Below are 12,529 nucleotides of genomic sequence, written 5' to 3'. Positions count from 1 at the left end.
CGGTAACATATGCATATTTTTTTCGATTCGTATATGATATGTACGTTCATGAAAATGATACAACGCAGATATTTCTTCGTGCATTTCGGGAAAATTTTTTGTAAGTTCTATTGATTGATCATCCTTGTAAAATGTCGAATATTTTCTTTAGATAAAAATAATTCATTTCCCCATCCATTGATCAACTGCTCTAACCCCTGGCGAAAACTCTCCGAATACACGATCGTATCTACCATCTACTCACCTCAACCATACTTACTAAATGTATCTTTCATTTCAGATTCGGAAACTACTAAATCTTTTTGAGAAATCATCAAATGCTTTTTCTATTTCTTTACGGTCTTGTTCTCTCATCACTTCCTTTGTATCAATTATCAATGTTGTACCTTCTTTCGTATAGCTCAAAATATCCCCCTCATGTAACCTAAGTTCCTTAGGTAAAATGTTGCCGACAATGTTCCCAATTTTTCTCACCTTTAAACTCTTCATCTTTTCCACACCTTTCTGATTCACATGAATTAAAACGCGTTATAACTCATTCCCAAATTTTTTTTTACTTCTCTTTGTTAAGAATTTATTACAAAACACACGAAAAAACAGACACTTCCTCCAAACTGTCAAAAACCCAGGTTGTTTCCTTACCCTATCATTTGGCTTATTTTTCTAAACGCTCTATGCTTTGAAGTAGAAATAGTTCACAAACCAAAAGGAGGTTTTTTTATGAACAAGAAATGGTTGAAAGTAGGCATTGGCTTAGGACTAGTCGCTATAGGTGCTGTTTATCTTGGCAAAAAAACAGGCTTACTAGAAGATGATAGTCACCTTTATGACGAATTTGAATCAATCTAGAAATTTAGCCAGAATACAATGATTTAGGAGATATTGGAGGATTGGACAATGCAAAAAAAGAAAGCAATTATGATTGGTGCAGGAATCGCGAATATGGCAGCAGCTGTTTATTTGATCCAAGAAGGCAAATGGCGTGGAGATCAAATCACTTTCTACTCCTTAGATGACCATGGATCAAATGATGGCGCTCCCGTGGACACAGTTACTGATGAATATTGGAACAAAAATCACCCATTAGAAAATCAAAAAGGCTACGTTGCACGTGGTGGACGTATGCTGAATTACCGTACGTATGTCGATTTGATGGATCTACTCAGTCGTATCCCTTCTGCCACAGAACCGGGCATGACAGCCGAAGAAGATACACGAGATTTCGATGCCAAACATCCGACATTTGATAAAGCTCGTTTGTTGGAAGGTGGCAAGGGAATCATTGATGGCGGTAAATTAGGCTTCAACAATAAAGATCGCGTATTATTAACGAAACTGATTGCCATGCCTGATTCAGAAGAAGAAAAATTAGATAATGTGACGATTGCTGAGTATTTCAAAGATGATCCTCATTTCTTTGAAACAAACTTCTGGTTTATGTGGGAAACGACTTTTGCTTTTCGAACACGTAGTTCTGCACAAGAATTACGTCGCTATATGCATCAAATGATTTATGAGTTTACTCAAATCGAGCATTTAGTTGGGGTCAATCGGACACGCTATAATCAATACGAAAGTATTATGTTGCCACTGATTAATTATTTGAAAGAACAAGGTTGTAAAATCATTTTGAATCGTCGTGTCATTGACTGGGAATTCAAAGAAACAGCGATGCAAGATGAAATCACGGTGACAGGCTTGAAGATGATCAATACAAAAACACAAGAAGAAGAACATGTCGTCGTTGATGGAGATACTGGCGTATTATTTACGAATGGTTCGATTACTGATTCGGCAACACTTGGCGACTACGAAACGCCCGCAGAGGAAAATATGGATTACGGTGCTGCTTCTAGTTTGTGGAAAAAAGCCAGTGAAAAATTCTACAATTTAGGTAATCCAGATAAATTTTTCGCAGATCGTGACGCAAGTGAATGGGTCAGCTTTACGTTGACAACGAAAAATCATGTGTTGCTAAACGAGATCACACGTATCACGACACAAGAACCAGGTAATGCGTTGAATTCATTTATTTCAACAACACCGATCACCCCACTTGGTCAAAAAGATGTCAATATGTCGATCGTCGTGCATCACCAACCGCATTTCACTTCACAAAAACCGAATGAAACAGTAATTTGGGGCTACTTCTTGTATCCAAGACGTCGTGGTGAATTTGTCGACAAAGAGTATATTAAAATGAACGGAAAAGAAATGTTGGAAGAATTGCTTGGTCAGCTTTCAAAAGTTGATCCTGGTCCAGTAAACATTCGCGAAAAAGAAACCGAAATCTACGATAGTGTCATCAATAATATTCCGGTTTACATGCCATATGCTTCTGCCTTATTCAACAATCGTGCGAAAAGTGATCGACCAAAAGTCATTCCTAAACATTCAACAAACCTTGCCTTTACTGGTGAGTTCGTTGAACAGCCTTATCAAATGATCTTTACCGAACAAAGTGCTGTTCGTTCAGGAGAAATTGCGGCATTCCATTTTGCAGGTATTCCAATGTCACGTTTGGTGAAAACACCACGTTATGACAAAGATATCCCTACGTTGATGCGTGCAGCGAAAAAAATGTTTGATTGAGGTTCACTAAAGGAGTTCACTTTCCTGTGCTACTTCAGTCCTAAAAGAAAAGTCCTCCACCTATGGAAATAGATGGAGGACTTTTGTTGTTTCGCTACTTTTGATTTTGCCCGACAGTTCTTTTTTTGTTTTCTCTTTTCGCAAGGAGCCATGCGAAGCCGCCCACAACAATCTCACTTCCTCCGACCAGTAAAACAATCAAAGTAAAGTTAGAAAGATATGTTCGCATCAAGCCTTGAAGTGACTCCATTTGCTCATCCGTCTGCAAAATCTGCGCATAGTATAAAGTTGCGGCCAATGCTAGACTTATCAGTCCAGCGCCCATCAGACTACACGCAAATTTTTTGATACGTAAACGGATAGAGCCTGGATTGAAATACATGAACCCCGCTAAGATCAATAGGCTCACACTCACAATGCCCCAAGCATAGTGAAGTACCTGGTGGCTCAGGTCATTGATTCCTCGAATAAAAAGATGCAGATAACTTGGTTGGACACTCCGTTCAAAGATCCCGCCGATCATGTGTAAAGCGAGTTCTTCTCCCGCAATCCCTTCTTCAATATTGATCTCATGTTCTGTTTTATATGTATGGATCGTCTCTTTGATATGTTCTTCCAACTCTGTGGCTTGGATCAAGCTTGGTTGCTTGTCGCGATAAGTTTCTTTGACAAAATGCTCGATATTCTTTTTGACTAATTCCTCAGATACACTGTCGGCAAGTAATTCTGGAGTGACTCTTGCTTCTTGGTGGTAGCTCTGGACACGACCATTGATCTCTTTCGTTACTTTTTGTATGTAGTTTGCTTGTTTGATTTGCTCATTCATAAATCCTTCATTTGCTAAAGTCGTATAAAAAAGTCCGCCAATCGATAAAAAAAAGAGCAAGACTGTACACACGACTCCTATAATTATTTTGATTAATCGACTATTTCTCATTTCTCTCCTTTCCTATGTCAGCACAAAAAATTGTTCTTTTACGTTTTATTTTTTGAAAACCAACTACTCTAATTATAACTTTCAGTCAATAAAACTACAACTTCCTTTTTTCGTCAAAAGTTATTTTACTGTTTTAAACTAAAACTAAAAGCGCGTTTCATTGTGAAAAAAAGTAACATTCCCTTAGAATGAGTTTATAAATAACTATCGTTAGTTTTATTAACGAAAACAGGAGAGGAGCACTACGATGAAAGCAGTCACTTGGCAAGGAAAGCAAAAAATGGAAATTAGAAATGTTGATGATCCAAAAATTTTAGCACCAACCGATGCAATCATCCGTATCACTGCAACAGCGATTTGTGGATCTGATCTCCATCTTTATCACCATGGGGAATCCGTTATGGAAAAAGGCTATGTTGTTGGACATGAACCTATGGGGATTGTCGAAGAAGTTGGTTCCGAAGTGAAGAAGTTGAAAAAAGGGCAACGTGTAGTTATTCCTTTTAATATTAGTTGTGGCCATTGCCATTTTTGTGCAAACCATATGGAAAGTCAGTGTGATAATTCCAATCAGGAAGAATTATACGGCGGATTATTCGGTTTTGGTAAATTGAACGGAAATCACTGGGGTGGTCAAGCAGAGTATCTTCGGGTACCTTTCGCCGATTCTACGTCATTTATCGTTCCAGATAATGATTTACCTGATGAAAAAGTTTTATTTTTATCTGATATTTTACCAACCGCTTATTGGAGCGTTGCAAATGCAGGGGTTAAAAAAGATGATACAGTCGTCGTCTTAGGTTCAGGTCCTGTTGGTTTATTTGCACAAAAATTTGCTGTGATGGCAGGAGCAAAACGTGTTATTGCGGTCGATCCTGTCAAACATCGTTTGGACAAAGCGGTCCGCTATAATCAAATCGAAACCTATCTATTAGACGACGTGAACCAAGCCGGAGATGATTTATATGAGTTAGCTCGTGGCGGTGCAGATGTCATCATTGATTGTGTCGGAATGGATGGTTTAGAGCCAACAAAAGAAAAAGCTAAAAATTTAGTTAGCTTACAAAGTGGAACGATCTCACCTATCCAAATGGCTGCTAAAGCGGTGAAAAAATTTGGTACAGTGCAAATCACTGGTGTTTATATGACACCTGCTTCTTCCTATCCACTTCAAGAATTCTTTATGCGCAATATTGACGTCAAACATGGGCAAGCACCGGTTGTCCACTTGATGCCAAAAATTTATGACATGATTGCAGAAGGAATGTTTGATCCAACTCAGATCATTACTCATTCAATGCCGTTAGAAGAAGCGGCTCGAGCATACGAGATTTTTGATAAAAAAGAAGATAAAAATATCAAAGTTGTTTTGAAACCGTAGAAATAAAAACTAGTTAGGTGATTTTATATGCCAAAAATCAAACGAAATACCCATGATGTCGAGATTGGCAAAGAAGAAGATATTGAGATCCGTGGACGGCGCTTTCGTTTGTATTTTCAAAATCGTTACACGTTGATTTCATTAGCGGTCGATTTGCTGACAGGAATCTTTTATGTCCTGGGAAGTGTTGCTTTGATCACGAAAATCCCTGATTATTACAGCAATTACTTATATTTAGCAGGCGCCATCTTCTTGACCACTCGCCCCATCTTGCGTATCGTACGTAATATCTTTATCTATGATGAAAAAAAACAACGAAGAGAACAAGCCAAACAAGAGAAACGCGAGATTTGAACACACCTCTCGCGCTTCTCTTTTTAGTTTATTGTAGCGATTTGATACAACCGGGCAGTTGTTCCACTTTCTTCCTTGACCATCGTCAAAAATGACCAATCGTATCGTTCATAAAAGGAAGTGTGGTCTGTAATCAAATAAAGTTGTTTAAACCCTAATCGATGCATCTCTTTTCTGGTTTGTTCCAATATCCACTTCGCTAACCCCTGATTCCGATGCTCCGGTTCAACATATAAAGCACAAAGATTAGGTGCTAAATCTGGACGGTCGTGGAAGTCATTTTCGATCACGCCAACTCCACCAACGATTGCTTCATTTTTATCTAGAACGACGTACCATTGTGGAATACTTTCCTTCGCAATGATGCCAGTACGAATACTTTCCTTATACACTACAGCAGGAATTCCCCATTTTGAGGAAAACCAACTTGCGGTTTCTTCCATTAGCTCTGGGTGTTCATTTAACTTGATCCATTGATACATATTCAATTTTGCAACCTCCAGTCATTCTATACGCAGTGTCAAATTAGACCACGAAGTACTTTTATCTGTTGCTTGGATTTTTGCTTCTTTTTCTAACCTAAGCTAGAATAGAAATCAAAGGAGTGAGCGAGATGATTGCACACAAAAGAGACGAGCTCCATGTTGTTTAGTGGTATAAAATAATGACATGGAGGAAACAATTATGACAAACATTTACGACGATCAACAATTTTTTGATCAATACAAAGAAATGCCTCGTAGCAAAAAAGGCTTACAAGGTGCTGGAGAATGGCCAACGCTTGCAACTATCTTCCCCAATCTCCATGGACAAACAGTCCTTGATCTTGGATGTGGCTATGGGTGGCACTGTCGTTACGCTGCTTCGCAAGGGGCAAAAAAAATCATTGGTGTCGACTTGTCTGAGAAGATGCTAGAAGAAGCCCGAGCTCGAACAAATGACACCACGATCAGTTATATAAAAGATGATATTTCAACGATTCAGTTTGCAAAAGACTCGTTTGATGTCGTGTTCAGTTCTTTAGCTATCCATTATGTGGAAAATTGGGAGCAGCTCGTCAAGCATATCCATCACTTTCTAAAACCGAATGGCCAATTTCTTTTTTCAGTTGAACATCCTGTTTTTACAGCGGATGGTCGGCAAGATTGGATTTATACAGAAGACAGTCAGATCATGCACTTTCCAGTTGACCATTATTTTGACGAAGGGGAGCGTGACACAAACTTCCTAGGATCTTCTGTAAAAAAATATCATCGAACGATTACAACTTATCTTGAGACATTATTGTCTAATGGCTTTCAAATCAACCATGTGCTTGAACCAATACCACCGTCACATATGTTAGATATGCCTGGTATGAAAGACGAATTAAGACGACCGATGATGTTGATTATTTCTGTGACAAAAATGTAGAGGCGAATCATCGATCCAAACATTCTTAGTCCATCTGCACAAATTTTATTAAGCGTCTGGAAATAGGTTGCCCCTATTTCCAGACCTTTTTTATCAACTTGAGAATGATTTCTGCCCTTTCAACCTTTCAATCACTTTCTATCACTGAGTTTTTGATTTCTTCTTGTTTCTTTTTAGCGAATTTAGCTAGTACCAATTCATAAGAAATCAAAATCATTTTCTCGATTTCCTCGTCTGACAATTCATCTTTGCCTAACATGATCGAATTCCAATGTTTCTTATTGGCATAGTAACCAGGTATAATGATCTCAGGGTACATCGTTCGTAATTCCTCGTTTTTTTCTGGAAAATGTTTTAACGTGATCAATGCTTTTTCATTTGCTTCTGGACTCATCATCCCAAACTGTTTACCATCCAAATCAAAATAAAGCGTTTCCCAATCTTCACGAAAATATACCTTAGCTCCTGGAAGTGTGTTCCCATATGCTTGGAATCGTTCGATCCTTTTTTGAATATCTGTTGTATTCATACGCTATCCTCCTATTCAAATAAAATGCTTACAAAAACTATACGTTGCTTTCTGAAAAATAGCAATGATAACAGTAGTAACACAAAAAAACGGAAAGCAATCACTTGCTCTCCGTTTTTTATTTCTTACGCGTTCAATGCGTCTTTTTTCATTTCTTGGATCGTTGCTACTTTAACGAATGGTAGATAGATCAGAATTGAAATCAGTAAGTTGACCGCAGATAACACTGCGCCTGAAAGACTGTTTGTTGCTAAAAATCCGCCGATCACTGGTGGTGTTACCCATGGTGGCATTACTGTAGCTGCTGGTACAAGTCCTGTTGATGTCGCAAAGTACGCAACAGTTACTAAAACCATCGGTGTTAGAATAAATGGGATAAACATCACTGGATTCAAGACGATTGGTAGACCAAACATTGTTGGTTCGTTGATGTTGAAAACACCTGGTGCAATTGATAAGTTCGTTACGACCATATAAGGTTTGTTTCTACGTCCTACTAAATAGATCGCAATCAGTAAGCCTAGTGTCGCACCTGTACCACCTAAATTGACAAAGCTGTCAAAGAAAGGTTTGTTGACGATAAATGGTGCACTTTGACCGTTAGCAATCGCTTCGACGTTTGCTTGGATCGCCGGCGCATTGATGGTTTGCATCAATGGATCGACCATGTTTGCTCCATGTAATCCGAAGAACCAAAGGAACGGTGTAATAAATGCAAGCAATAATGCAGATGGATAAGAGTTAGCAAGACCCATAAATGGTTCTTGAACCACCGTGTAGAATGCTCCGACAATATCAGCAACACCGAATGCTGCAAAAATTGCAGCGATTAGTGCGAAAAATGAGATCGTGATCATCGCTGGTAATAATGACGCAAATGCTTTTGCTACTGCTGGTGGCACTCCGTCTGGCATTTTGATGATCAATTTTTCATTTCCACTTAAACGAACAAAAATCTCTGTTGAAATAATTCCGACAATAATTGCAATAAATAATCCGTTTGAACTCATACCTAAAGCGCCGCCTAGTGCGAAGAATGAACCTAATGAAATCACTCCGGCAGATACGCCATCTTTACGGTAACCGTTTGCTAAATGATAAGCTAATAAGAACGCAATCAAAACAGAAAGAATCGCAAACGTTCCGTTCCAAGCAGCCGCACCGAATCCTTTCCATGCTTCACCACCAAAAATCGAATTCATCAATTCTTGGAATCCAGGGATCGGCAAGTTATTGATCATTACAGCTAAAGCGCCTAAGATCATTAATGGCATACTGACCATAAAAGCGTCACGAATGGCCACTAAATGGCGTTGCGCACCGATTTTTGATGCGACTGGTATAAAGTGTTTCTCCATAAATGCTACAAAGCTATCCATATCTTTTCCTCTTTTCTCCTTTAAAAAACTTTTATTTAAGCATCTATACGACGGTATAGATCAATAATTTCTTTTGCTAAATCTGTAAACGCGATCGATGTCATCAAATGATCTTGACTATGAACGGTCAACAAAGTAACTTCCATGTGTTCCCCTTGTGCTTCTTGTGTTAATAACCCTGTTTGCGAATGATGTGCTTGAACCAATGATTCTTCTGCATCTTTGATTTTTGCATCTGCTAATTCAAAGTCACCTTTTTTCGCAGCCGCGATCGCTTCCATTGCATCGCTTTTTGCGTTGCCGCCGAACATGATCAAGCCCATGATCGCTTCTAAATTTTTTTGATCTTCCATTTTCTTCCCTCTTTTTCTTGTTTTTATTTATTAATCAATGATTCTGCTTGTTCCAATACTTTTGCCCCGTTCATCATGCCATAGTCTTGCATGTTGATAACATCTAACGGAATCCCTTTTGGTGCTAGTTTTTCAGCAAATTGACTTTGCATGAAACGTACTTGTGGCCCTAATAATAAAACGTCTACATTTTTTGATTCTAGTTGGCTATCAGCTTCTGATGCTGAAACTGCAAAGATATCCGCTTCTACGCCTTTTTCTTCTGCTGCTTTTTGCATTTTTGTCACTAATAAACTTGTACTCATTCCTGCAGAGCAGACAAGCATGATTGTTCTTTTTTCCATTGTGAACACTTCCTTTTCTTCTTCTTACACTTTTATATAATGCAAGTATCGTGCCAACTTTGAAATCGCTTTATCAAGTTGGTATAAAAGGGTTTTCATGTTAATTTTTATCAAGCACACTCTATTTTTTACATTGCACACTATTTTTAGTGTGCAAAAAGAGAGGATGGAGTATTAAAAACCACCAAGTAAGTATAGCTACTCCTTACTTGGTGGTTTTCAGTGATTGTTTGATAGAATAAATCAACAAGTAGTTACTTCGTTGACTTATTTTTTGATTCAATTGCATCGATTCTTTTCATAAATTTCAATTCTTGTAACACTTCGATAGAAGTAACACGTTTCTTAGCCAACACTTCTAATTTTTGTCGTTTGTAAACCCATGCGCTTTTATTGATTCCTGTCACCTCTTCAACCTCCAAACTTTTTCTTGCTGAACTAATCCAACGTTTCCCTCTTCTTATTCCTTAAACTTTCGCTGATGTTTTCATTTAGCTGAGTCATCGAACTGCACCATACTTCGATATTCCTTGTTCGAAAATCTTCAAATTCATATAACCTCTGTTTTAACTCGTTCTTCAAACAATGGATTCTTTCTTTTTCAATAGATAGCGCTTCTTTTGCTTGGGTGATTTGAATCGCATCCGTTAACTTTTCAGTCTGTTTGGTTGGGGAAGACCCTTCTAACACCTTTATCTTAGACATTTTTTCTTTTAATATAGAAGAAACAGTGGCATTTGCTTGGATCAAATTGATTAATTCAGTTGTTTTCTTTGCGTTCTCACGTATTAGCTCTTGAATCCTATGATTCTTTGCTTCCTGTTCAGCCTTGAGCTTTTCCAAAAAAGAATCAACTTCCGCTTTATTATATCCTCCGACTAAGTTCGTGGTGAAAGTAGGGGAAGTCGAAAGGTTGTCCGAACTATTCACTCCCATCACTAACCGTTTGTTTGACTGCATTTATCCAGTTTTGCCATTTCCCCTCAGACAAATTATTGATGGCACGTTGATATTCTGAAATGATTTGCAAGCGGACATTGTTTGCTTCACTTTCTAACTGGATGATTTCTTTCGTCCTTTTTTCTTTTTCACTTTCTAGCTTCGTCATCTGTTCTTCATAATAAGTGTTCGCTTCACTGACTTTTCCATTTGCTTCAGCTAATAAATGATAGGCTTCGGCTTTGATATTATTCCCTTCGACCTTTGCTTCTTTGAGAATATTTTCTTGTTCAATCCTTGCTTCCTCTACGATACGTCTGGCTTCTAATTCAGCATTTTCTTCAATCTTCAAGGCGGCATCTTGCGCAATAATCAAGGCATTTTCAAAGCTTCTTTTTTTCGCATGTACATCTCTGCCCTCTTTACTTGCTTCATCCAACTTAGCATTTAATTCATTGATTTCAGCTAAATAATCACTTTTTTCTTTTTCAAATACTTTTACTAAATTCTCTTTTTGATTTTCTGCAAGTGTCAATTTTTTCTCTAATTCTGTGGTTGTCTCTTTCATCACGTCATAATCATTTGCTGCGTGTGTCAAAAAATCATCCACATCTTGTTTTTTGTACCCCGCTAGAGAAACCGTGGGGAAAGTGATTTTCCTTAATTGCTCTGCATTAAAGTTCATAGGTTACTCCTTTTCATAGTTGTATGATTTCAAACGGATCGATTAAAAATCGTTGTTCCATACTGGCATCTGTTGATAGCTCAAAATGCAAATGTGGTCCAGTTGAATTCCCCGTCGAACCAACAAAACCAATCACTTCCCCTTTTTGAACGACTTGCCCTGGTTCAACAACATTGACACTTTGATGCGCATATAATGTAAATAATCCGTTCTCATGACGTATCGAAATGACATTTCCCCACGAAGCGTGATATTCGGATTTTATAACTGTTCCTGCTTCACTGGCAAAGATCGGCGCTCCGGCATTGGCTGCTAAATCGATCCCTCGATGGAACTCCGCTCCTCTCATACCGTAGTGACTCGTAATCGTAAAGTGTTCCAATGGGTTGATAAATCCATTTTCTTCAATCATTAGTTGATCGATTTCAATATCAAACTTTTCCAAGTCATAGACATCGATCAATGCATCTAATTTTTGATAATAGGACGTATCAGTGGCATATCTGCCCGTTAGAAACCTTGTAGCCTCTTGATATGAAGAAGTATTCGAACGCCAGACACCAGAATAGAAATCAGCATCTTGAGTTAATCCTTCTCTTAATAATTTGGCGTAATCTAAAAAGCTTTCTTCGTAGGATTCATAAGATTTGAAACGTGCGCTAAGTGTGTATAAGTTTCCTGTTCCATCATCCTCTTGTGTTAAAAATTCCACCGAATTTTCCTCGGTGTAAGCTTTTATTCCAAAGAGATTATAATGAGGAGATGCACTTAATTGACTACTTCCACTACCCGATTCTAAAATGGCTTGAGCAATCATCACAGATGCATATAGATCGTTGCTTAAAGCAACTTTTCTAGCCTCCGGCGCAATTTCTTGAATGAAAGCTTCCGTGGTCGTATTGGCAGAAAACCCTCTGAAAAAGGGACTACTCTGTTCGGTTCGGGCAATCGGTCCTTTGGTTATCGTTATGCTTTCTACGGTTTCAGTTGGCACCGTCTCAGCAGGGGCCGCTCCCAAAGATGATTCAGGTGGAGACGTCCATACTTCTCCCTCTGATTCCGTTTGAACTGGGATTGACTCAACACCATTCGTGCCTGAATCCTCATTACCCTTTATTTCTGATCCTATCGGTGGAGGCGTTGTTGGCATCTCAGGTGTGATTGCTGGAGGTCGTGATATTGGTGGTTTAGGCGTTTCTGGCACAGATGGTTGAGGGAAAGTTGGTTCTGGTTCCGGATTGTCCGGCAAATCAGGGACAGGTGAAGGAGTAGTCACTTCATTATCTTCTTCTGTAGATACTTCCTCCTCCTCTTTCGCTTCAAGTCGCTCACTATCTGAGTTTGTGGTGCTTTCTGATAAGACCATCTCATCGATTGGCGAAATGGGTGTATCTTCCATTTCTATCGTATTCGTAATGATTTGATCAGCTGATACAATACTATGACTAAAACTACTTGCCACCGTACCAATGACTATAAACGCCCCAGCGATCTTTCGTTTATACACATTGCTTTTTTTGATACTTGTACTTCTTATAGTTATTTTCTTACCATTTTTATATAATATTTTTTCTTTCTCCATAAAAAGTTGCTCCTTTGACTATCCCATTGATTTTCAGCGAT

Annotated in this window: 17 protein-coding genes; 5 read left to right on the top strand and 12 right to left on the bottom strand. The window is 38.5% G+C overall.

What is annotated here, in order from left to right:
- Positions 1 to 107: 107 nt before the first annotated feature.
- Positions 108 to 236 carry a hypothetical protein gene (locus IGK77_RS01800; RefSeq protein WP_256209262.1) on the bottom strand — a complete coding sequence of 43 codons (129 nt, stop codon included), beginning with the start codon at positions 234 to 236 and terminating at the stop codon, positions 108 to 110.
- A gap of 40 nt (positions 237 to 276) precedes the next feature.
- Positions 277 to 489, bottom strand: a complete 213-nt coding sequence (locus IGK77_RS01795; RefSeq protein ID WP_420911716.1) for an AbrB/MazE/SpoVT family DNA-binding domain-containing protein — start codon at positions 487 to 489, stop codon at positions 277 to 279.
- A 231-nt stretch (positions 490 to 720) separates the two neighbouring features.
- Between IGK77_RS01795 and IGK77_RS01790 the strand changes: the two genes are divergently transcribed.
- Both IGK77_RS01790 and IGK77_RS01785 read left to right on the top strand, forming a co-directional pair.
- A complete protein-coding gene (locus tag IGK77_RS01790; RefSeq protein ID WP_074799651.1) occupies positions 721 to 849 on the top strand; it encodes a methanol dehydrogenase in 129 nt (42 codons plus the stop codon).
- A gap of 48 nt (positions 850 to 897) precedes the next feature.
- A complete protein-coding gene (locus tag IGK77_RS01785; protein ID WP_074799650.1) occupies positions 898 to 2,592 on the top strand; it encodes an oleate hydratase in 1,695 nt (564 codons plus the stop codon).
- Positions 2,593 to 2,686: 94 nt separating this feature from the next.
- Here the strand turns inward: IGK77_RS01785 and IGK77_RS01780 are convergent, their stop codons facing one another.
- The gene (locus IGK77_RS01780) at positions 2,687 to 3,529 is read right to left on the bottom strand and encodes a hypothetical protein (protein ID WP_143073233.1); all 843 of its coding nucleotides are present in this window, start codon (positions 3,527 to 3,529) and stop codon (positions 2,687 to 2,689) included.
- Positions 3,530 to 3,776: 247 nt separating this feature from the next.
- Between IGK77_RS01780 and IGK77_RS01775 the strand changes: the two genes are divergently transcribed.
- A complete protein-coding gene (locus tag IGK77_RS01775) occupies positions 3,777 to 4,910 on the top strand; it encodes an alcohol dehydrogenase catalytic domain-containing protein (RefSeq protein ID WP_019723244.1) in 1,134 nt (377 codons plus the stop codon).
- 27 nt (positions 4,911 to 4,937) lie between these two features.
- A complete protein-coding gene (locus IGK77_RS01770) occupies positions 4,938 to 5,264 on the top strand; it encodes a YrhK family protein (protein WP_074799648.1) in 327 nt (108 codons plus the stop codon).
- A 23-nt stretch (positions 5,265 to 5,287) separates the two neighbouring features.
- Here IGK77_RS01770 and IGK77_RS01765 read toward each other — a convergent pair whose 3' ends face one another.
- Positions 5,288 to 5,746 (bottom strand): GNAT family N-acetyltransferase, encoded by a 459-nt coding sequence (locus IGK77_RS01765; protein WP_074799669.1) that lies wholly within the window; start codon positions 5,744 to 5,746, stop codon positions 5,288 to 5,290.
- Positions 5,747 to 5,948: 202 nt separating this feature from the next.
- Here IGK77_RS01765 and IGK77_RS01760 point away from each other — a divergent pair, with 202 nt between their 5' ends.
- Entirely contained in the window at positions 5,949 to 6,677 is a 729-nt protein-coding gene (locus IGK77_RS01760; protein WP_074799647.1) for a class I SAM-dependent methyltransferase, read from the top strand.
- 127 nt (positions 6,678 to 6,804) lie between these two features.
- Here the strand turns inward: IGK77_RS01760 and IGK77_RS01755 are convergent, their stop codons facing one another.
- The 8 genes from IGK77_RS01755 to IGK77_RS01720 form a co-directional block, all read right to left on the bottom strand.
- Positions 6,805 to 7,206 (bottom strand): MmcQ/YjbR family DNA-binding protein, encoded by a 402-nt coding sequence (locus IGK77_RS01755; protein WP_074799646.1) that lies wholly within the window; start codon positions 7,204 to 7,206, stop codon positions 6,805 to 6,807.
- A gap of 125 nt (positions 7,207 to 7,331) precedes the next feature.
- On the bottom strand, positions 7,332 to 8,585 hold the full coding sequence (locus tag IGK77_RS01750; protein ID WP_019723248.1) for a PTS sugar transporter subunit IIC: 1,254 nt from the start codon (positions 8,583 to 8,585) through the stop codon (positions 7,332 to 7,334).
- 35 nt (positions 8,586 to 8,620) lie between these two features.
- On the bottom strand, positions 8,621 to 8,938 hold the full coding sequence (locus IGK77_RS01745; protein WP_010736486.1) for a PTS lactose/cellobiose transporter subunit IIA: 318 nt from the start codon (positions 8,936 to 8,938) through the stop codon (positions 8,621 to 8,623).
- 23 nt (positions 8,939 to 8,961) lie between these two features.
- Positions 8,962 to 9,282, bottom strand: a complete 321-nt coding sequence (locus tag IGK77_RS01740) for a PTS sugar transporter subunit IIB (RefSeq protein WP_010736487.1) — start codon at positions 9,280 to 9,282, stop codon at positions 8,962 to 8,964.
- 254 nt (positions 9,283 to 9,536) lie between these two features.
- Complete coding sequence (locus tag IGK77_RS01735; RefSeq protein WP_157811363.1) at positions 9,537 to 9,689, bottom strand: hypothetical protein; 153 nt, start codon at positions 9,687 to 9,689, stop codon at positions 9,537 to 9,539.
- Between the two features lie 31 nt (positions 9,690 to 9,720).
- Entirely contained in the window at positions 9,721 to 10,125 is a 405-nt protein-coding gene (locus IGK77_RS01730) for a hypothetical protein (RefSeq protein WP_147287471.1), read from the bottom strand.
- A 79-nt stretch (positions 10,126 to 10,204) separates the two neighbouring features.
- Positions 10,205 to 10,906, bottom strand: a complete 702-nt coding sequence (locus IGK77_RS01725; RefSeq protein WP_071866200.1) for a DivIVA domain-containing protein — start codon at positions 10,904 to 10,906, stop codon at positions 10,205 to 10,207.
- 13 nt (positions 10,907 to 10,919) lie between these two features.
- Positions 10,920 to 12,488, bottom strand: a complete 1,569-nt coding sequence (locus IGK77_RS01720; RefSeq protein ID WP_074799644.1) for a peptidoglycan DD-metalloendopeptidase family protein — start codon at positions 12,486 to 12,488, stop codon at positions 10,920 to 10,922.
- Between the last annotated feature and the right edge of the window lie 41 nt (positions 12,489 to 12,529).

Source organism: Enterococcus sp. DIV0806c, assembly GCF_051710905.1.
Taxonomy (GTDB): domain Bacteria; phylum Bacillota; class Bacilli; order Lactobacillales; family Enterococcaceae; genus Enterococcus_B; species Enterococcus_B mundtii.
The sequence above is the reverse complement of the archived record's forward strand: the minus strand, read 5'-3'. Positions and strand labels throughout refer to the sequence as shown.